The organism is Arthrobacter sp. NPDC089319 (assembly GCF_040684925.1).
Taxonomy (GTDB): domain Bacteria; phylum Actinomycetota; class Actinomycetes; order Actinomycetales; family Micrococcaceae; genus Crystallibacter.
In genome coordinates this window covers 88184-106245 of the sequence record NZ_JBFBGZ010000002.1, presented here as the reverse complement: position 1 = coordinate 106245, position 18062 = coordinate 88184, and the positions used below count along the sequence as shown (strand labels likewise).

Here is an 18062-nt window from a genome sequence, read left to right as displayed (position 1 = left end):
AGTTGATGTATGCAACATAATCTCTGATGTATGCAAGAGACCTTCACCACCGAGCAGGGCCTGACTCTTCCCGTCCACGACCAGCCGCTCCTTGACCGAGTCCGCGCGCTCATCCTGGGCGGCGACTTCCCTCCGGGCGCTCCGGTGTCCGAAGTCTTCCTCGCCCAGGAATTCGATGTCAGCCGCACACCGATACGCGAAGCGCTCAAGCAGCTGCAGCACGAAGGCCTGGTGGAGATCCGGCCGAAGGTCGGGACCTTCGTCCGGGAACCCACCCGGCGCGAAATCGTCGAACTGTTCCAGCTCAAGGAGAGCTTCGAAGGACTGGCCGCCGGCTTGTTGGCCCGCCGCGGCCCGGTGCGCGAGCTATCAGTCCTGGAACGCAACCTGGAGGAGTCCGACGAGGCCGCCGCCGCAGGCGACGCCGAGCGCTATGCAGCGCTGGTGCACGAGTTCCACCAGACCATCATCCTAGGTGCCGACAACAACAAGCTGGCCGAACATTACGGGCGCCTGATGAACCAGTTGGCGTACCACCGACTGGTCCTGCGCACCGCCGGGCACCCGGGCCGGATCATCGCCTCAACCTCCGAACACCGCACCGTGCTGGAGATGATCAAGGACAAGGACCACTTCGGCGCCGAAGCGGCCATGCGTAACCACGTCTATGCCTCCTCCCGCGAAGTCCTGACCGACTCGCGGACCCGAACCGACTGACCTCCTAAACGTCATCCGGGCATCTAAGCCCGGTGAAAGGACCCACCATGCGCTTTTCCATCTTCCACGGCCTCGGCGCCCCCGGCGACCTGGGCAACTACAACCAGCACATGAAGGATGCGCGCGAGTATGCCGTGGCCGCCGAGAAGTACGGCTTCTGGTCCACCTGGTACACCGAACACCACTTCGGCCACGAGGGCCAGGAACTGACGCCCAACCCCATCATGATGGGCGTGGACATTGCGGCTCGCACGTCAAAGATCCGCATTGGCCAGGCCGCTTCCATTGTGACGTTCTGGCATCCGCTGCGGCTGGCCGAAGACCTGGCACTGCTGGACCAGCTCTCCGACGGCCGGCTCGAGGTCGGCGTCGGACGCGGCCTGTACGGGCGCGAGGCGCTGAACCTTAACCGGGCAGCAGATCCGCGCGACCAGGAGAAGAACCGGGCGCTGTTCGCCGAGACCATGGAGATCCTGGACAAGGCCTGGTACAACGACTTCTTCAGCCACAAGGGCGAGTTTTATGAGTTCCCGGCCCCGGGCGTGAAGTGGAACCACCCGCTCTCCCCCGCCACCCCCGAGTACACCGAGGACGGCGTCATCACCAAGATGGCCGTGACGCCGCGGCCGCTGCAGCCGAAGCTGCCGCTCTGGCAGGTCATCGACACCCCGCGCTCCATCATCGGCGCCGCAGAAAACGGGGTGCAGGGCATCTTCTGGCTGCCGCCGGTCTCCGCACTCAAGGGCCGGTTCGAGCTGTACCGCCAGCACGCTGCGCAGGCCCAGGGCCGCGAAGTTCCGCTGGGCGAGGGCATCGCACTGGTCCGCGACGTGTACGTGGCCGACACCATGGAGCAGGCGCGCGAAGAGTTCGAGGAAGCGGTCATGAACACCTACCGCTGGATCACCCACTGGCGCGGCCTGTCCAACCTGATGGAGGAGGGCGAAGAGCTCACCGACGCGCACACGCTGGACTTCGACATGCTGATGGACCGCAACATGCTGGTGGGCACGCCGGAGTACGTCACCGAGAAGATCCAGGAGCTGCAGCGCGAAGTCGGGCTAGAGCACATGATGCTCTGGACCACCCACCCCGGCCTGAAGCACCAGAAGGCGATGCGCAGCCTGGAGCTGTTCTCCGAGAAAGTGAAGCCCCACTTTGACTAGCAGCGCAGGGCTGGCCGCCTCCGGGGAACAGGCCGGCATCCGCAAAATCGTCTACTACCAGGAAGAAGTGCTGCAGGAAAACGGTGCGTCGGCGCCAGCTCCGGTGTTCCGGGCGACCGCCGCTGCGGTAATCACCAACCCGTGGATCGGAACGCCGCCGGCCACGGATCTGGCACCGGCGTCGCAAACGATCGCGCCGGTGGTCGCGCGGCTGCTGGCCGACCGGCTGATTGCCGGACTGGGCGGCGCGAACCGGATCGAGGCGTTCGGCAAGGCCGCGATCGTCGGAACCTCCGGCGAAATCGAACATGCCGGAGCGCTGATCCACACACCGTATTTCGGCAACCTGGTCCGCGAGTTCCTGGAAGGCACGTCCATCATCTGCTTCGCCGACGACCGGGCCGGCGCGGGTGAGGCACTGGTGGTGCCGATGTGGCACAAGACCCAGGCGGCCACCCGCAGCCACTACCAGACCATCACCGCACGGATCTCCGACGGCCCCCGGCCGGACGAGATCGTGGTGGTTGCCGCCGCGTCCACCGGCCCACGCCCGCACGCCCGAATCGGCGACCGCAGCACCGACCCCGCCGTCACATCCCGCATCCTCGAAGGAGCCACCGCATGAACGTCCGCAAGATCGTCACCCTAACCGAAGAAACCCTGACCGAAGGCGGCCGCCCGGTCGAACCCCATGCCCGGGTCGCCGTCGTCGCCGCGGTCATCGACAATCCGTGGCACGGCCAGGGCTTTGTCGAGGACCTGACCGCCGGCATTGAGGCGGCAGCCTCCAAGGTGGGCGAGCTCCTGGCCCCGCGCGTAGTCAAGGCCCTCGGCGGCACGGTGGAAGCGTATGGCAAGGCCGCGATTGTGGGGCTGGAGGGCGAAATCGAGCACGGCTCGGCGCTGATCCACACGCTCAAGTTCGGCGACCACTTCCGCAATGCCGCCAGCGCCACCACCTTGCTGCCGGCCGTGGAAAAGCGCGGCCCGGCCGGAGTCACGTTCGACATCCCGCTGAAGCACGTCACCGACGCGACCATCCGCTCGCACCACCAGAGCATCGAGGTCCGGCTGGCGGATGCGCCGCATCCGGGCGAGATCGTGATAGCGCTGGCTGCTGCCTCGCAGGGCCGCCCGCAGCAGCGGCTGGCGCCCTTGTCCACCGAACAGTAACCGTGGAGACGAATCTGCCGATCGTCCTGCTCCACGGCGTCGGGCTGGACCGCTCGATGTGGGAACAGCTGGGCGAACTGCTCGGCGAGTCCTCCGGACGCACCGTGCTGGCGCTGGACCTGCCCGGCCACGGCGCCCGGCCGCGGCTGGAGCAGCCGGTCTCGCTCGCTGACCTTGCCGACGACGTCGCATCCCGCCTGCCGGGGCGGGCACACCTGGTGGGATTCTCGCTGGGCGCGCTGGTGGCACAACACCTGGCCCGGTTCCGGCCTGAGCTGGTGGCCAGCCTGACCAGTGTCAGCTCGGTCTGCCGCCGGACCCCGCAGGAGGCGGCCTCGGTCGCCTCCCGGCTGGAAAACGCCGCGGCCGATTTTCCCGGCAGCGTCAACGCCTCGATTGAGCGCTGGTTCCCGGCCGGTTCCGGCACCGACGCCGGAACCGTGGACGGGATCCGCCGGACCCTGCTGGCCAACGACCGGCAGTCGTATCTGCATGCCTACCGGGTCTTTGCCACCGCGGACGCGGAGATCGGTGCGGAGCTGGGTGCCATCGCGGTGCCGTCGCTGGCCGTCACCGGTGACCAGGACCCGGGCTCGACCCCGGAGATGACCCGCCGCCTAGGCGAGGCCATCCCGGCGGCACGCACCGCCGTCGTACCCGGAACCAGGCACATGCTGCCGGTGCAGCGTCCGGCCGAACTGGCGCGTCTCATCACCGACTTCCTCAACGAATCGAGTCACGATCCGCATGACTAGGAATTACGACCACTTCATCGACGGCGGCTGGAGCGCACCCGCCGAGGGCGCCTACTTCGAGAGCACCAACCCCGCCACGCTCGAGGTCCTCTACTCGGCCGCCCGTGGCAGCAAGGCCGACGTCGACCGCGCTGTCACGGCCGCCCGCGCCGCATTCGAAAACCCCCTCTGGCGCGACCTGAGCCAGACCAAACGCGGGCACCTGTTGCGCCGGCTCGGCGACTTGGTGGGCGACAACGCCGAAGAACTGGCCCGGATGGAAACCGAGGACAACGGCAAGCTGCTGCGCGAGATGCGCGGCCAGCTGGCTACGCTGCCGGAATACTTCTACTACTACGCCGGTCTGGCCGACAAAGTGCAGGGCAGCCAGATCCCTACCACCAACCCGGCGATCCTCAACTACACGCAGCGCGAACCGCTGGGCGTCGTCGGGGCCATCACGCCGTGGAATTCGCCGCTGACCCTGACCACGTCGAAGCTCGCCCCGGCGCTGGCCGCCGGCAACACGATCGTCATCAAGCCCTCCGAATACACGTCCCGCACCGTCCTGCGGCTGGCCGAGCTGGCCGCCGAAGCCGGATTCCCCGACGGCGTGGTCAACGTGGTCACCGGCCTGGGCGCGGAGGCCGGCGCCGCGCTGGTGAACCATCCCGGAATCGCGAAGATCTCCTTCACCGGTTCCACCGCCACCGGATCCGCGATCGCCGCGTCCGCCGCCTCCCGCTTCATCGGCACCACGTTGGAGCTCGGCGGCAAGAGCCCGAACATCGTGTTCGAGGACGCCAATGTGGCCAACGCGGCGATGGGCGTGGTGGCGGGCATCTTTGCCGCGGCCGGCCAGACCTGCATCGCCGGCAGCCGCGTCTTCGCACACCGGTCCGTCTATGACGAACTGCTGGAATTGGTGGCCAAGCGGGCGGCCAGCATCGTGATCGGCGACCCGCTGCAGGACAACACCGAGCTGGGACCGCTGGCGTTTGCCGCGCAGCAGGAGAAGGTGGACTCCTACGTGGAGCTGGGCGTCTCCGAGGGCGCCACCGTCCTCACGGGCGGCGGCCGGCCGGAGACCGGGCTGCCGGGCTACTTCTACGCACCCACGGTGCTCACCGACGTCGACAATTCGATGCGCGTGGTCCGCGAGGAGATCTTCGGCCCGGTGGCCGCCATCATGCCGTTCGACACGGAAGAAGAAGTGCTGCAGTTGGCCAACGACACCCAGTACGGGCTGGCCGCCGGAGTCTGGACGCAGAATCTGGCCCGCGCCCACCGGATGAGCCGGCGGCTGGAAGCCGGGACGGTCTGGGTCAACACCTACCGGGCGATGTCGCCGATGTCGCCGCGGCAAGGCTTCAAGAACAGCGGCGTGGGCATCGAGCACGGCATGGAGTCGATGCACGAGTACACCCGGCTGAAGAGCGTCTGGATCAACACCGACGAGGGTCCGGTCGCGGACCCGTTCGTGATGCGCAGCTAGGAGGAAGACATGCCACTGATCGACGTATCCATCGCCGAGGGCCGCTCGCCGCAGCAGTTGCGGAATCTGGTCAGCGCCCTGCACCGTGCCGCGGAAGAGTCCGTCGGCGCGCTGCCGGAAAATACGACGGTGATCATCCGGGAAGTCCCGGCCACCCACTGGTCGAAGGCCGACCAAACCATCGCCGAGCGCCAACAGGGCGCCCCAACGTCTGTCACGGAAGGAAACCCCGCCTGATGTATGTGGAAGTGAGCCGGTCGGGCGGCGCCGCCGTCAAGGACCTGGAGAACCTACGCGAACTCGCCGTGCGCGCCGGCGGCGGACTGGTCGAACAAGACGTTGCCCACGCACTGGCGGCCGCCGGGTTGGGTACCGTCGACGCCGGCTATGCCTGGCTGGAGATGGAACAGTTGCGCGCCGGCGGAGCCGCCCAACCGCCGCAGTGGGCCGAGGGGTTCGACGGCATGATCTCCTTCGCGAAGAGCCGCGGCTGGCTCAGCGACGACGGCGGCAGTGTCCGCGCGCACATCGACTACCGAGAGTAGAGGGGACGCACTGCCGCCCGGCGGAGACACAGGTATCTCCGCCGGGGGCCAGGGCCGCTGCGCTGACCGCTGACCGCTGACCGCTGACCGCTGACCGCTGACCGCTGATGATGATGGGCTCTTAGCCCGTCGTTCTGCCTACTCGCCGGGGTACTCCTCCTCGGTGAGCTTGTCGCCCCAGGTGGTTTCCGGTTCGTCGCTGCCGGGTTCCGGCGCGTCCCATAGAGCGAGGTGGCACATGAAGTTGTCGGCGGTGGCACCGTGCCAGTGCCATTCTCCCGGCGGGGTGTAGACGGTGTCGCCCGGCCGGATTTCGATGACCGCTTCGCCGCGGGACTGTACGTAGCCGATGCCTTCGGTCACGTGCAGGGTCTGCCCGACGGCGTGCTTGTGCCACGCGGTGTGTGCTCCGGGAGTGAACCGGACCAGGTTGAGCCGGGTTCTGGAGGGCGCTTCGCCGGCGTAGTACGCGTTGAAGTACACGTCGCCGGTGAACCAGTCGGCCGGCCCTTTGACGGTCGACTTCTTGGGCTGCATGTGCGTGCTCATCTGGTTCCTTTCGTTGTCTTCACGGACCATCCGGGCCGTTGCCCGGATGGTCCGTGCTGGAGAGTCCGCACCGGACTAGAGGGTGAGCAGCACCTTGGTGGCGGTCCGTTCGTCCATCGCGAGGTACGCCTTGGGGGCGTCTTCCAGCGGGAGCGTCAGGTCGAAGACCTTGCCGGGCTCGATCTTGCGGTCCCAGATGAGCTGGATGAGTTCCGGCAGGAACCGGCGCACCGGAGCCGGGCCGCCGTGCAGGTGCACGCCGGAGAAGAACAGGTCGAGGCCGTCCAGCTTCACGTCATGGGTGACTCCCACATAGCCGATGTGTCCGCCGGGCCGGGTGGAACCGATTGCCTGCTCCATCGACTCCTGCGTGCCAACGGCCTCGACGACGGAGTGGGCGCCGAGTCCGTTCGTGAGCTCCTTGATCTTTGCAATGCCGGCCTCGCCGCGTTCTTCGACGATGTCGGTGGCACCGAATTCGCGGGCCAGGGCCTGCCGGTCGGCATGGCGGGACATGGCGATCACGCGCTCGGCCCCCAACTGCTTAGCGGCCAGGATCGCCGACAGTCCGACGGCCCCGTCTCCGACGATGGCCACGGTCTTCCCGGGTCCGGCCTCGGCGGCCACCGCAGCGAACCATCCGGTGCCCAGCACGTCGGAGGCCGCCAGCAGCGACGGAATCAGGTCGGGATCCGGCATTCCCGGGGTGCGGACCAGGGTGCCGTCGGCCCAAGGGATCCGGATGAGCTCGGCCTGGGTGCCGACGGAGCCCATCATCACGCTGTGCACACAGCGGGACTGGTAGCCCGCCTGGCAGATCTCGCAGGTGTTGTCGGAGGCGACGAAGGAACCGACAACGAAGTCGCCGACCTCCACGTTGCGGACATCCGCACCCACTTCTTCAACCACGCCGACGTACTCGTGCCCCATCGGCGTGGGACCGTTGAGCTGCTCGATCCCGCGGTACGGCCACAGATCCGAACCGCAGACACAGACTGCCGCCGCCCGGATGATCGCGTCGGTCGGCTCCAGGATGGTGGGCTTCTCACGGTCTTCGACCCGGACATCGCCGGGGGCGTACATCACAACTCCACGCATGGGGAGTGCTCCTTTCGTTGGTACCCCACCAGTGAATCGCGCCCGGCGCGCCCGCGGGAGTCCCTGTGGAAAGGTGTACTGACAGGGCACCCTTAGGGACCGCGGCGTCGCCTACCCTGAAAACATGGACAATCGGGCAGAGGTGCGGGAATTCCTGATGTCCCGCCGAGCAAAGATCACGCCGGAAGAGGCTGGACTGCCCGGCGGGATGAATAGGCGTGTGCCCGGCCTCCGGCGCACCGAGGTGGCCATCCTCGCCGGCGTCAGCGTGGAGTACTACTCCAAGCTGGAGCGCGGCGCGATCGCCGGGGCTTCGGCGTCCGTCCTGGAAGCACTGGCCAGGGCACTGCAGCTCGACGACACCGAACGCGCCCACCTGTTCGATCTCGCCCGGGCAGCCGACGGCATCCCCGCTTCCGGCCGTCCGCGGCGGCGCGCTACGGCGCAACAGGCCGCCCGGCCCAGCCTGCAGTGGGCGCTCGAGGCGATCACCGACGGCGTTGCCTTCGTCCGCGACTCGTACCAGAACCTGCTGGCGACCAATGCGCTGGGCCGCGCGTTCTACTCCCCTTTAATCGGCGACGGCGGACGCACCCCCAACCTCGCACGGTTCCAGTTCCTCGATCCGGCGGCCAGGTCCTTCTATCCGGACTGGGAACTGTTCGCCGGAATGTGCGTGGGCATCATGCGCACCGAAGCCGGCCGCGACCCGCACGACCGGACGCTGCAGGATCTGGTCGGTGAACTCTCCACCCAGAGTGATACCTTCCGCCGCTTGTGGGCTGCCCACGACGTGCGCACCCACGGCACCGGCACCAAACGCTTCAACCACCCGGTGGTCGGCGAGCTCACCCTCGCGTATGAAGAACTCGCCATCACCGCGGAGCCGGGACTTGTCCTGATGGTTTACACGGCAGAACCCGGCAGCCCCTCTGCCGAACGCCTTCGGTTGCTCGCCAGCTGGGGCGCCGACCATACCCCGCACGCCGCCCTAACCCAGGAAGAGCGTCCCGCGACTTAGGGCCGGGGCCCGCCAACCGGGGGCTCCACAGCGGGAGCCCCCGGTCGTATTGTCCGGTCTCAGGCCCGGCTGGTACTCCGGCTGTCGTCACGGATCTGCCCGACGAGCTCTTCGAGCATGTCCTCGAGCGTCACGATTCCATACGGACGGCCGTCGTCGTCAATCGCCAGCGCGAGGTGCGCCCCTTCACGCTGCATCCGATGCAACGAGGACCGCAGCGCGGCGCTGAGGTTCACCTGCGGTAGCTCGCGGACTAGGCTGGCCGTCAACGGCTGGTCCCTGGCCGCGGCATTGAGTCCAAGCAGGTCCTTGACGTGGACATATCCGTCGAGTTTCCCGCTGGCCGATTGAACGGGGAAGCGCGAGAAGCCGTTGGCGGCGACCTGCTCGATCTGCTCGGGTGTGCATCCGGAGGGAAGGGTCGTGACCTTGCTGAGCGGGATCACGATGCTTTCGATCGACCGTTCTTCGAACGTCAGCGCGCCGAGCAAGAGCCGTTCATCCTGATGGTCGAGCATTCCGCCTTCACGCGATTCCTCAACTAGGCCGGCCACCTCGTTCCGGGTGAAAGTGCTGGCGACCTCGTTCTTGGGCTCGACCTTGAATAGGCGAAGAATGCCGTTACCCATAGCGTTCATGCACCACAGCAATGGTTGCAGGACGCGAACAACAACAACCAGGACCGGCCCAAGAATGAAGGCCATCCGCTCGGGTCCGGCCAAAGCGATGTTCTTCGGCACCATCTCGGCGAGCACCACGTGCAGGAACGTCACCACGCCCAGGGCAATGGCGTAGGCGATCGGATCGATTAGCCCTGCGGGGACTCCCCACGCGGTGAAGGGCCCTTCGAGGGCGTAGACCACCATGGGTTTGGTGACGTAGCCCAGTGCCAGCGAGCAGACGGTGATGCCCAACTGCGCGCCGGCCATCATGAGCGAGACGTTCTCGATGGCCCACAGGGTCATCTTGGCGGCCCGTCCGCCTTGCTCCGCCCGGGGTTCCACAATGCTGCGCCGTGCTGCGATGAGGGAGAATTCCGCTCCGACGAAAAAGAAGTTCGCGGCGAGCAGCACGATGGTCAGGATGATTCCGACAGCGTCCATTTAGCGCACCTCTTCTTCGGTTTCGAGGAGCGTGGCGGTCGCCAGGATCTTGGCAATCCGCGCACCATCCATCTCCTCGACGCGGAGCTCCACGGCGGCAGCCGGGTGGCCAGGGGAACGCTCGGTGACCAGTTCGACGGCGTCTCCGGCCTGGGCTATCCGGCCCAGCTGGAGGGTGATCAGGCCGGCGAGGGTGTCGTACTCGCTGCCTTCCGGAATGGCGTAACCCAGGATTTCCGTCGCCTCGTCGGGTCGAAGGGCCCCGTCAAGGCGCCAGACGCCGAACGGCAGCCGTTCGCTACTGCCGTCATCGGGGTCGTGTTCGTCTAGGACTTCGCCGACGAGCTCCTCGACAAGATCCTCCAGGGTGATGAGGCCCGCGACGTCGCCGGTCTCATCGATCAACACGGCCATTTGCAGGCCGCCGGACCGGAGCGTGTCCATCAGGTCGTCGAGTTCGACCGTGTCCGGGATCAGCGTCGGGGCGTCCATGATCTCCGTGACGGTGCGGAGGCCCCGCTCGGGAAAGGGCACGGCCAGGCCACGCCGGATGTGAACGATGCCCAGCACCTGGTGGGCTCCGGGCTCCATCACGGGGAAGCGGGAGTGGCCGCTGGCGGCGGCCACGTCGAGCATCGACTGAACGCTCTGGTCCGGGACGACAGAAATCATCCGGGTGCGGGCGGTCATCGCGTCATGGCCGCGTCGGGTTCCAAAGGCGAACGACCGGCGCACCAGTTCTGCGGTCTCCTCGGGCAGTACGCCCTGCCGGGCAGAGTGCCGCACCAAGACGGTGAGCTCCTCGGCGGACCGGGCGGAGGCAAGTTCTTCCTGCGGCTCAATGCCCATGGCCCGGACCAGCTTGTTGGCCGTGCCGTTGAAGAACACGAGCAGCGGATTGGTCACGGCGCTGAATCCGCGCTGGAAGCCTGACACGGCACGCGCCGTGGCCAGTGGTTTGGCGATCGCCAGGTTCTTCGGCACCAGTTCGCCGAAGACCATGGTCAGCACCGTGGCCAGGACCAAGGCGATGGTGATGGACACCGAACGGGCTGCCTGCTCGGCGAGCCCCGCATCCATCAGCGGGCCCAGCACGAGGGCGGCGATGGCGGGTTCGGCGAGGAAGCCGATGCCCAGGTTGGTCAGCGTGATGCCCAACTGGGCGCCGGACAGCTGGGTGGAGAGCGAGTTCATCGCTTTCAGGACACCGACGGCCTTCTTGTCGCCGGCGTCGGCTGCGTCCCTAACCGCATTGCGGTTGACAGTGATGAGGGAGAACTCGGCCGCGACGAATAAACCGCAGCCAGCGACCAGCAACAGGCCGCCAAGGATCGAGATTACTTCCACTGAGGGGCACCCCCTGCTGCATTTCTCGGAGCGTGTTCGAGCATCAGCAGGGGCATGGACTATGCCCCGGACTGTCACCGGGAGTGGACATCAGATCCTCTCAAGATCAAAAGCCAGAAAAAGCCCGCGGCGTGATCGCCGTGGACACCCTCATTCTGCCATTCCGGATCCAATCGCTGCAAAAGGCAGGACGACGCCGACAACGGTTGCCGCGGGACGCTGCAGTCAGCCAGTTTGCGGGCGGGCGTAGAATTGACTGGCCGCATTTTCAGCGCCGGCCCACTTCCCCTTTCAGCAAGGTCGTTTTTCCCATGCCGCAATTCGCTTCCGCGCTCGCGCGCGGCCTGACTGTCCGCCACATCCGCTTCATGGCCCTTGGCTCCGCCATCGGCACCGGCCTGTTCTACGGTTCGGCCGCGGCCATCCAGGCTGCCGGGCCGGCCGTGCTGCTGGCCTACGCGATCGGCGGCGCGGCGGTGTTCCTGGTGATGCGGGCGCTGGGCGAGATGGCCGTGCGGCACCCGGTCTCCGGCTCGTTCGGCCAGTATGCCAGCCGCTATCTGGGTCCGTTCGCCGGCTTCATCACCGGCTGGACCTTCGCGTTCGAGATGGCCATCGTGGCAATCGCGGACGTGACCGCGTTCGGCATCTACATGGGCTTCTGGTTCCCCGATGTGCCGCGCTGGATCTGGATCCTCGCCGTCGTCTTCTTCATTGCAGCGATCAACCTGGTCAAGGTCAAAGTCTTCGGCGAGACCGAGTTCTGGCTCTCGCTGGTCAAGGTGGTGGCGATCATCGCCATGATCCTGGGCGGCGCGGCGATCATCATCTTCGGCTTCGGGCTGCCGGCCGGGGCCAACCCCGGGCTGGAAACCATGCTGGGCTCGGGCGGTTTCTTCGCCAACGGATTCTGGGGCTTGCTGGCCTCCTTCTCGATTGTGATGTTTGCCTTCGGCGGAATCGAGACCATCGGCATCACGGCAGGCGAGGCGGAGAACCCGAAGAAAGCGATTCCGGGCGCGATCAACACCGTGCCGCTACGGATCCTGCTGTTCTACGTCTGCACGCTGGCCGTGCTGATGATGATCTCGCCGTGGGACCGGATCGACGGATCCACCAGCCCCTTCGTGCAGATCTTCGACATGCTGGGCATCCCCGCCGCCGCGCACATCCTCAACGCCGTGGTGATCACCGCCGCCATTTCCGCGATCAACTCGGACACCTTCGGGGCCGGGCGGATGATGTACGGGCTGGCCGAACAGGGCCACGCGCCGAAGGCGTTCGCGAAGATTTCCCGTCACGGCGTGCCGTGGATGACGGTGGCGACGATGGCCGCGGTGCTGCTGGCCGGCGTCGTGCTTAATGCGCTGTTGCCCGAGTCGCTGTTCTTGATCGTCGCGTCGATCGCGACCTTCGCCACCGTCTGGGTCTGGCTGATGATCCTGCTCTCGCACATCGCGATGAAGCGGGAGATTGCGCGGAAGGGCCTGCCCGCGTCGGAATTCCCGGTGCCGTTCTGGCCGGTGGCGTCCTATCTGGCGCTGGCGTTCATGGCCTTCATCGTGGTGCTGCTGGGCATCATGCCGGACACCCGGGTGGCGCTGGTGGTGGGCTGCGTGTGGATCGGGTTGCTGTTCCTGGCCTACCGCTTCGGGGTCAAGGGTGCAGGCCGCCGCCGCGCAGAGCTGGCGGACCAGACCGGCATGGAGCCGGCGCCGGAAGCGGGTTCCGGGTTGGACACCAAGATCTAGGCTTCTTCGTGTTCTCCGCCGTTGGGCAATGTGGGCGGCCGACGCTGTGCAACTATTCAGACTGTGCGGGGCCGATATGTGAGTCCCCACAATCGTGCGCTGCTCGCCGGACGGGCACCTGTACGTTGGAACGATGACTGCTTACACCGTAACCAACCCTGCGACCGGCGAGACAATCAATCAGTATCCGCACGCGTCGGCGGCGGACATCGAGACCTCCGTCGCCAGCGTCCACCGGGCCTATCAGGAATGGCGCGCAGTGCCTGCCGCGCAGCGTGCCTCAATCCTGCAGAAGACGGCGGACCTCTACACCGCGCGCCGTGAAGAACTGGCCGCCATCATCACCCGCGAGATGGGCAAACCGACCCGCGAGGCGCTGGGCGAGGTGGACCTCGTGGCAGACATTTACGCGTACTACGCCACCGAAGGCGAATCCTTCATGCAGGACGAGCACCTCACCGTACGCGGCGGCGGCGAGGCCGTGGTCCGTACCGAACCCATCGGTGCCCTGCTGGGCATCATGCCGTGGAACTACCCGTACTACCAAGTGGCCCGGTTGGCCGCACCCAACCTGATGCTGGGCAACACCGTGCTCCTGAAGCACGCCCCCAGCTGCCCCGAGTCAGCACTCGCCATGGAGGCCCTGTTCCGCGACGCCGGCCTCCCCGAAGGCGCCTACGTCAACGTCTTCGCGAGCAATGAGCAAGTCGCGGACATCATCGCCGACCCCCGCGTGCAGGGCGTGTCACTGACCGGGTCCGAGCGCGCAGGGTCCGCCGTCGCTGAGATAGCCGGCCGGAACCTGAAGAAGGTTGTGTTGGAGCTTGGCGGGTCCGATCCGTTCATCGTGCTCGATGGCGAGAACCTGGACGCCACGGTCAAGGCCGCCGTCGCCGGACGCATGGGCAACGCCGGGCAGGCGTGCACTGCCTCCAAGCGCTTCATTGTCCTGGAAGACCACTATGACGAGTTCGTGGACAAGTTCACCGCCAAGATGGCGCGCATTGTCCCTGGCGACCCCACGGAATCAGGGACCCGGCTTGGTCCGCTGTCGTCGGAGGCGGCCGCCCGTGGCGTGATGGACCAGGTTCAGGATGCGGTAGCCAAAGGTGCCGAGGTCCGCACCGGCGGCACCCGCCCAGACGGCTCCGGCGCCTTTGTGTCTCCCACCGTGCTCACCGGGGTGGTGCCGGGGATGCGCGCGTACAGCGAGGAGATCTTCGGGCCCGTGGCAGTGGTCTACAAGGTGAAAGACGCAGAAGAGGCAGTCGAACTCGCCAACAGCTCCGCCTATGGTCTGGGTGGTTCGGTCTTCAGTGCCGACGTCGAGCAGGCCAGGCGCGTCGCGGACCGGCTCGACACCGGCATGGTGTGGATCAACAGCCCCACGGGAACCCAGCCGGATCTACCTTTCGGCGGTGTCAAGCGTTCCGGCGTTGGCCGTGAACTGGCCCGCTTCGGCATGGACGAATTCGTGAACAAGAAGCTCATTCGGATCCCGCAAGCCCGGTAAGGCACCGTGCCAAAGGCCCGGGTGCATCTAGAACGCACCCGGGCCTTCGCTGCTTGCGCCTCGTTAACCGAGGTAGAGCACATCCTCCAGCGGTTCCCCGGCCGCGATCCGCTTCAGGATCGCAGGCTCGGCATCGTCTGATTCAAGGGCAGCCGCAACGACGCCGGCCGCGGCGCCGGGTGCCAACACCACCACGCCGTTCTCATCACCGAGCACAATGTCGCCGGCGTTCACTGTCACTCCGCCCACCGTGACCGGAACCCCAAACGTTGCCCGGCCGGAACCGTACCGCTTAGTGGTCAGGCATGTGGTGCCGCGAGCGAACACCGGCAGCGGACTGTCGCCGTCTTCTGCCCGCAAATCCGCAAGATCGGTGACCGGTCCGTCTACCAAGATTCCCGCCGCACCGCGTGACCGCGCTGCGGCTGTGGTCACCGCACCCACTGGCGCATGGCTGTGGTCGCCGTTCATGTCGAGGACCAGCACCTCTCCGGGCTGCAGCCGGACAAGCGCCTGATTTACTGCCACGGCGTCCGCGTCAGGAATCATCGCGGTGGCGGCAATCCCCATCATGCGCACTCCTGGAACCATGCTTCGAATCTCCGAGGTGCAGAAGCCGTCCTCAAGAAAGTGGCCCAAGGTCGGGAGGCTCACTCGACGCAATTGCTGGAGCATCAGCTCATCCATGGTCGGCTCCCGGAACTACAGCCACGCATTCGATCTCCAAGGACACGCCCCAGAGGCTGACGCAGACAGAGGTGCGTGCAGGCCGGTGCGGGCCGAAGTACTCGTCGTACACGCGGTTGTACTCCTCGAGCTGGTCCGCGCTGGTCAGATAGGTGTTCACTTTGACCACGTGCTCCAGACCGCTGCCGGCCTCGGTCAAGATGGACTCCAGGTTCCGGATGGCTTGGCGGACCTGATCGGAAAAACTCTCCGGCTGATCGTCCAAACCACCGGGACCGGCCGGGATCTGCCCGGACGTGAAGACAAATCCGTTGGCCACCACCGCCTGGGAGTAGGGCCCTACCGGCCCTACCGCACCAGGCGCGGCCGTGATGCGGCGGATGCTCACGGCGCCGCCTTGACGGACGACTTGACGGTGTCCGTATTGTCCAGGGCGTCGATGTCGCCGTGGCGAGTCTCGGTCAGCAGATACAGGGCGATCAGGGACAGCACGGCGGCTCCCATGATGTACCAGGCGATGGACGAGCTCTGCCCGGTAGCGGCCAGAAGCGCCACGGTAATGGCGGGCGTAGCCGCAGAGCCCAACAGGCCCGAGAGCATATACGAGACCGACAGACCCGAATAACGGACCTTGGAACCAAACAGTTCGGCCAGGAAGGTGGCGATCGGGCCGTAGTTGGCCGAGAACGCGAGCATCATGAGGCCGTACGCAACGAAAACCATGAGCTCGGATCCCGAGTTCAGGAGCCAGAAGAACGGGAAGGCCAGGAGAGCCTCCGCGACGACGCCTGCGAAGATGATTGGCTTGCGGCCCACGCGGTCGGAGAGGCGCCCGAAGAAGGGAATGGCAACGAACGCCAGCAGGCAGGCGAACATGACCACCCAGAGCATCATGTTCTTGGAGTAACCCAGCTCGGCGGTGCCGTAGTTGACGCCGGAAGCTACCAAGAGGGTGAAAGTGCTGCCCGTGGAGAGCGTAGCTACACCGCCCAGGATGACCTGCTTCCAGTACCGCTTCATCAGGTAGGCGAAGGGCATTTTGGCCTTGGCGCCCGTCTCGCGGACCATCTTGAAGGAAGGGGTCTCTTCAATGTTCAGGCGGATGTAGATACCCACCGCGACCAGAACGGCGGAGAGGAGGAACGGTACACGCCATCCCCAGCTGAGCAGGGCCTCGTCGCTCAAGTTGGAGGCCACGATCAGGAAGGCTACGTTGGCCAGCAAGGTTCCGATGGGCACACCGATCTGCACCATGGACCCGAAGAAGCCGCGGCGGTTTTCCGGCGCGTGCTCAACGGTCATCAGCACCGCACCGCCCCATTCGCCGCCCAGCGCCAGCCCTTGGATCAGCCGGAGCAGCAGGAGCAGCAGCGGCGCTGCAATACCGATGGTGGCGTAGTCCGGCACCAAGCCAATGGCGAAAGTGGCCGCGCCCATGGTCATCAGTGAAATCAGAAGCATGGATTTGCGGCCCAGCCGGTCGCCGAAGTGACCGAACAGAATGGCGCCGACCATCCGGGCGAGGTACGCCGAGGCGAAGGTCAGGAACGACAGGATGGTGCCGATGGCGCCGTCGAGCTCGGGGAAGAAGATCCGGTTGAACACCAGCGCTGACGCGGTGCCGAAGAGAAACAGGTCATACCACTCCACGGTGGTGCCGATGACGCTGGCCGTGGAAATCTTCCGCATCTTCTTGCGGTCCAGGCGGGCGTCGGCCGCGCTGGTTTGTGTCACATCGTGGGACATTGCATCTCCAATAGGGGTGCGAGAATAAGTCGGCGGTTGCGTGCCGCACGCTGGTGCGGGTGACTCCCTCAATTGCCCTACCCACTATTCCCGCGCTGTAGTGTGCCTCACAATCGAAAAGCACACACGTTTAAGCCGACTGGGTTGGGCATCTGCACACCTTGATCAGCACGGTAACGGCGGGTGACCCTCTTGCCGTCCTAGCTGCGCTTCACCGCTGCGGGCTCCGCCTCAGCCCCACGCGATGACGGCCCGAGCAGCCTCAATAGGTTTCATGAGGTCAATCCCGGTCAGGTCCTTGAACCGCTTCAGCCGGTTCAGGATGGTGTTGCGGTGGCAGTACAGTTTCTCGGCGGTTTCGGTGACACTTCCGTTGCGGATAAAGCAAAGCACGGTTTCCTCCAACCGGTCGCGTTCGTCTGGACGGCACTCAGCCAGTTGCGCCTCGAGTCCCGCCCGGAGGTCGACCCCGATCCCGGCCATCCGCAGGCGGGTGAGCCGGGTCCAATCCTTGCCCACAGTCAGCGGTTGCCGGTCCCCGCCGGTCACTAGATCGCTGAGCACACCTGCAATACGTGCCGCCGGAATCAGTTCCCCGAGACCAAGGACCGGCCCGTGCACGCCGCATGCCACCGTCGCCAACGGAGCCGGGACCCGCAGGTCGGCGAGGTCTTGCATGCCCTGCGTTTCCGGCCAGAACACGTAGGTGTATTTTTCGGTCTGATGGAGAAAGGCCGGTGCCCCCCGGTGCGAAAAGGTTGCGAGCCGCCGCAGCGATGCAGCAGATTTCCCCTGCGCGGCGGCAATTCCGAACCGGCCATCGGGGTTTACGTCGAAGGCTTTGGCGAACCGGTTCCGGGTTTCCGGCAGCTGTCCCTCCGGCCCGAATAGTGCAGCCACAAACTCGTGCCGCACCCCGGCCTCCTCACGGGCCATAATGATGCGTTCGGCCAGATAGCTGGAGTGGGCGGCAGCCGCGTAGTCGTCAACCACTTTCCACACGCTTTCCACCCGTGTTGTCAGCAGTGCAGCTTCTTCCGGGCCGGACAGCTCAAGGAGCATGCCCCAGATCACTGGGAAATCAAGGCGTACCGCGGAGATCAGTGCCTCCGGGGGAACGCCTTGACGGGCCCGTCTGGCACCCAGTTCCTCCGCAAACTTCAACAGCCCGGGATAGGAGGCAGGCGCGTCCAAGCAGTCCAGGATCAATTGGAGGGAACCGGCCGCTGTTAACTCCAGATCATCTGGACCGACAAGGTTCTGCGCATAACCCGGAATGTTCCGGACCCGGGTGACGAAATCCAGCGCTAGCGGTTCGGCCCGCTGCCGTAATCGCTCGACCAGCCGGGCCCAGGCGCGATCAGAGTCCTCGTCAACGGCGGTGTGCATGAGCACAGTGTATTACCGCCAAAGGGGT

The 18062-nt window shown here is 66.0% G+C and carries 19 protein-coding genes; 11 read left to right on the top strand and 8 right to left on the bottom strand.

Features of this window, described 5'->3' with window-relative positions; genetic code table 11:
- Positions 1 to 30 precede the first annotated feature (30 nt).
- From AB0N75_RS03330 to AB0N75_RS03295, 8 genes are read left to right on the top strand one after another with little or no spacing between them, the layout of a single operon-like run.
- Positions 31 to 717, top strand: a complete 687-nt coding sequence (locus tag AB0N75_RS03330) for a GntR family transcriptional regulator (RefSeq protein WP_364645081.1) — start codon at positions 31 to 33, stop codon at positions 715 to 717.
- A gap of 47 nt (positions 718 to 764) precedes the next feature.
- Positions 765 to 1883, top strand: a complete 1119-nt coding sequence (locus tag AB0N75_RS03325; protein WP_364645078.1) for an LLM class flavin-dependent oxidoreductase — start codon at positions 765 to 767, stop codon at positions 1881 to 1883.
- On the top strand, positions 1876 to 2508 hold the full coding sequence (locus AB0N75_RS03320; RefSeq protein ID WP_364645076.1) for an amino acid synthesis family protein: 633 nt from the start codon (positions 1876 to 1878) through the stop codon (positions 2506 to 2508). Before AB0N75_RS03325 ends, AB0N75_RS03320 begins: the two co-directional genes overlap by 8 nt.
- Positions 2505 to 3056, top strand: a complete 552-nt coding sequence (locus AB0N75_RS03315; RefSeq protein ID WP_364645073.1) for an amino acid synthesis family protein — start codon at positions 2505 to 2507, stop codon at positions 3054 to 3056. Before AB0N75_RS03320 ends, AB0N75_RS03315 begins: the two co-directional genes overlap by 4 nt.
- A 2-nt stretch (positions 3057 to 3058) precedes the next feature.
- A complete protein-coding gene (locus tag AB0N75_RS03310) occupies positions 3059 to 3811 on the top strand; it encodes an alpha/beta hydrolase (protein WP_364645070.1) in 753 nt (250 codons plus the stop codon).
- Entirely contained in the window at positions 3804 to 5285 is a 1482-nt protein-coding gene (locus tag AB0N75_RS03305; protein WP_364645067.1) for an aldehyde dehydrogenase, read from the top strand. The genes AB0N75_RS03310 and AB0N75_RS03305 overlap by 8 nt, the downstream gene beginning before the upstream one ends.
- A gap of 9 nt (positions 5286 to 5294) precedes the next feature.
- The gene (locus tag AB0N75_RS03300) at positions 5295 to 5522 is read left to right on the top strand and encodes a tautomerase family protein (RefSeq protein ID WP_364645064.1); all 228 of its coding nucleotides are present in this window, start codon (positions 5295 to 5297) and stop codon (positions 5520 to 5522) included.
- Positions 5522 to 5830 carry a hypothetical protein gene (locus tag AB0N75_RS03295; RefSeq protein ID WP_364645061.1) on the top strand — a complete coding sequence of 103 codons (309 nt, stop codon included), beginning with the start codon at positions 5522 to 5524 and terminating at the stop codon, positions 5828 to 5830. Before AB0N75_RS03300 ends, AB0N75_RS03295 begins: the two co-directional genes overlap by 1 nt.
- A gap of 138 nt (positions 5831 to 5968) precedes the next feature.
- Here AB0N75_RS03295 and AB0N75_RS03290 read toward each other — a convergent pair whose 3' ends face one another.
- Positions 5969 to 6379: a cupin domain-containing protein gene (locus tag AB0N75_RS03290; RefSeq protein WP_364645058.1), complete on the bottom strand. Its 411-nt coding sequence runs from the start codon at positions 6377 to 6379 to the stop codon at positions 5969 to 5971.
- Positions 6380 to 6454: 75 nt separating this feature from the next.
- Positions 6455 to 7477 (bottom strand): zinc-dependent alcohol dehydrogenase family protein, encoded by a 1023-nt coding sequence (locus tag AB0N75_RS03285; protein WP_364645056.1) that lies wholly within the window; start codon positions 7475 to 7477, stop codon positions 6455 to 6457.
- 124 nt (positions 7478 to 7601) lie between these two features.
- Here AB0N75_RS03285 and AB0N75_RS03280 point away from each other — a divergent pair, with 124 nt between their 5' ends.
- Positions 7602 to 8498, top strand: coding sequence for a helix-turn-helix transcriptional regulator (locus AB0N75_RS03280; RefSeq protein ID WP_364645053.1), 897 nt, complete (start codon positions 7602 to 7604; stop codon positions 8496 to 8498).
- A gap of 59 nt (positions 8499 to 8557) precedes the next feature.
- On the opposite strand, the gene AB0N75_RS03275 is transcribed toward AB0N75_RS03280, so the two are convergent.
- Together AB0N75_RS03275 and AB0N75_RS03270 are read right to left on the bottom strand one after the other, a co-directional pair.
- Complete coding sequence (locus tag AB0N75_RS03275; protein ID WP_364645050.1) at positions 8558 to 9601, bottom strand: hemolysin family protein; 1044 nt, start codon at positions 9599 to 9601, stop codon at positions 8558 to 8560.
- Positions 9602 to 10948, bottom strand: a complete 1347-nt coding sequence (locus AB0N75_RS03270; protein ID WP_364645047.1) for a hemolysin family protein — start codon at positions 10946 to 10948, stop codon at positions 9602 to 9604. It lies immediately after the preceding gene.
- A gap of 311 nt (positions 10949 to 11259) precedes the next feature.
- On the opposite strand from AB0N75_RS03270, the gene AB0N75_RS03265 reads away from it, so the two are divergent.
- Both AB0N75_RS03265 and AB0N75_RS03260 read left to right on the top strand, forming a co-directional pair.
- The gene (locus AB0N75_RS03265; protein WP_364645044.1) at positions 11260 to 12699 is read left to right on the top strand and encodes an amino acid permease; all 1440 of its coding nucleotides are present in this window, start codon (positions 11260 to 11262) and stop codon (positions 12697 to 12699) included.
- 133 nt (positions 12700 to 12832) lie between these two features.
- Entirely contained in the window at positions 12833 to 14212 is a 1380-nt protein-coding gene (locus tag AB0N75_RS03260; RefSeq protein ID WP_364645041.1) for an NAD-dependent succinate-semialdehyde dehydrogenase, read from the top strand.
- A gap of 63 nt (positions 14213 to 14275) precedes the next feature.
- Here AB0N75_RS03260 and AB0N75_RS03255 read toward each other — a convergent pair whose 3' ends face one another.
- From AB0N75_RS03255 to AB0N75_RS03240, 4 genes are all read right to left on the bottom strand, one after another.
- Positions 14276 to 14899, bottom strand: a complete 624-nt coding sequence (locus tag AB0N75_RS03255; protein WP_364645038.1) for an RraA family protein — start codon at positions 14897 to 14899, stop codon at positions 14276 to 14278.
- On the bottom strand, positions 14892 to 15287 hold the full coding sequence (locus AB0N75_RS03250) for a RidA family protein (RefSeq protein ID WP_364645035.1): 396 nt from the start codon (positions 15285 to 15287) through the stop codon (positions 14892 to 14894). The genes AB0N75_RS03255 and AB0N75_RS03250 overlap by 8 nt, the downstream gene beginning before the upstream one ends.
- Complete coding sequence (locus tag AB0N75_RS03245; RefSeq protein ID WP_364645032.1) at positions 15284 to 16645, bottom strand: MFS transporter; 1362 nt, start codon at positions 16643 to 16645, stop codon at positions 15284 to 15286. Before AB0N75_RS03245 ends, AB0N75_RS03250 begins: the two co-directional genes overlap by 4 nt.
- Before the next feature lie 231 nt (positions 16646 to 16876).
- On the bottom strand, positions 16877 to 18034 hold the full coding sequence (locus tag AB0N75_RS03240) for a helix-turn-helix domain-containing protein (RefSeq protein WP_364645029.1): 1158 nt from the start codon (positions 18032 to 18034) through the stop codon (positions 16877 to 16879).
- Between the last annotated feature and the right edge of the window lie 28 nt (positions 18035 to 18062).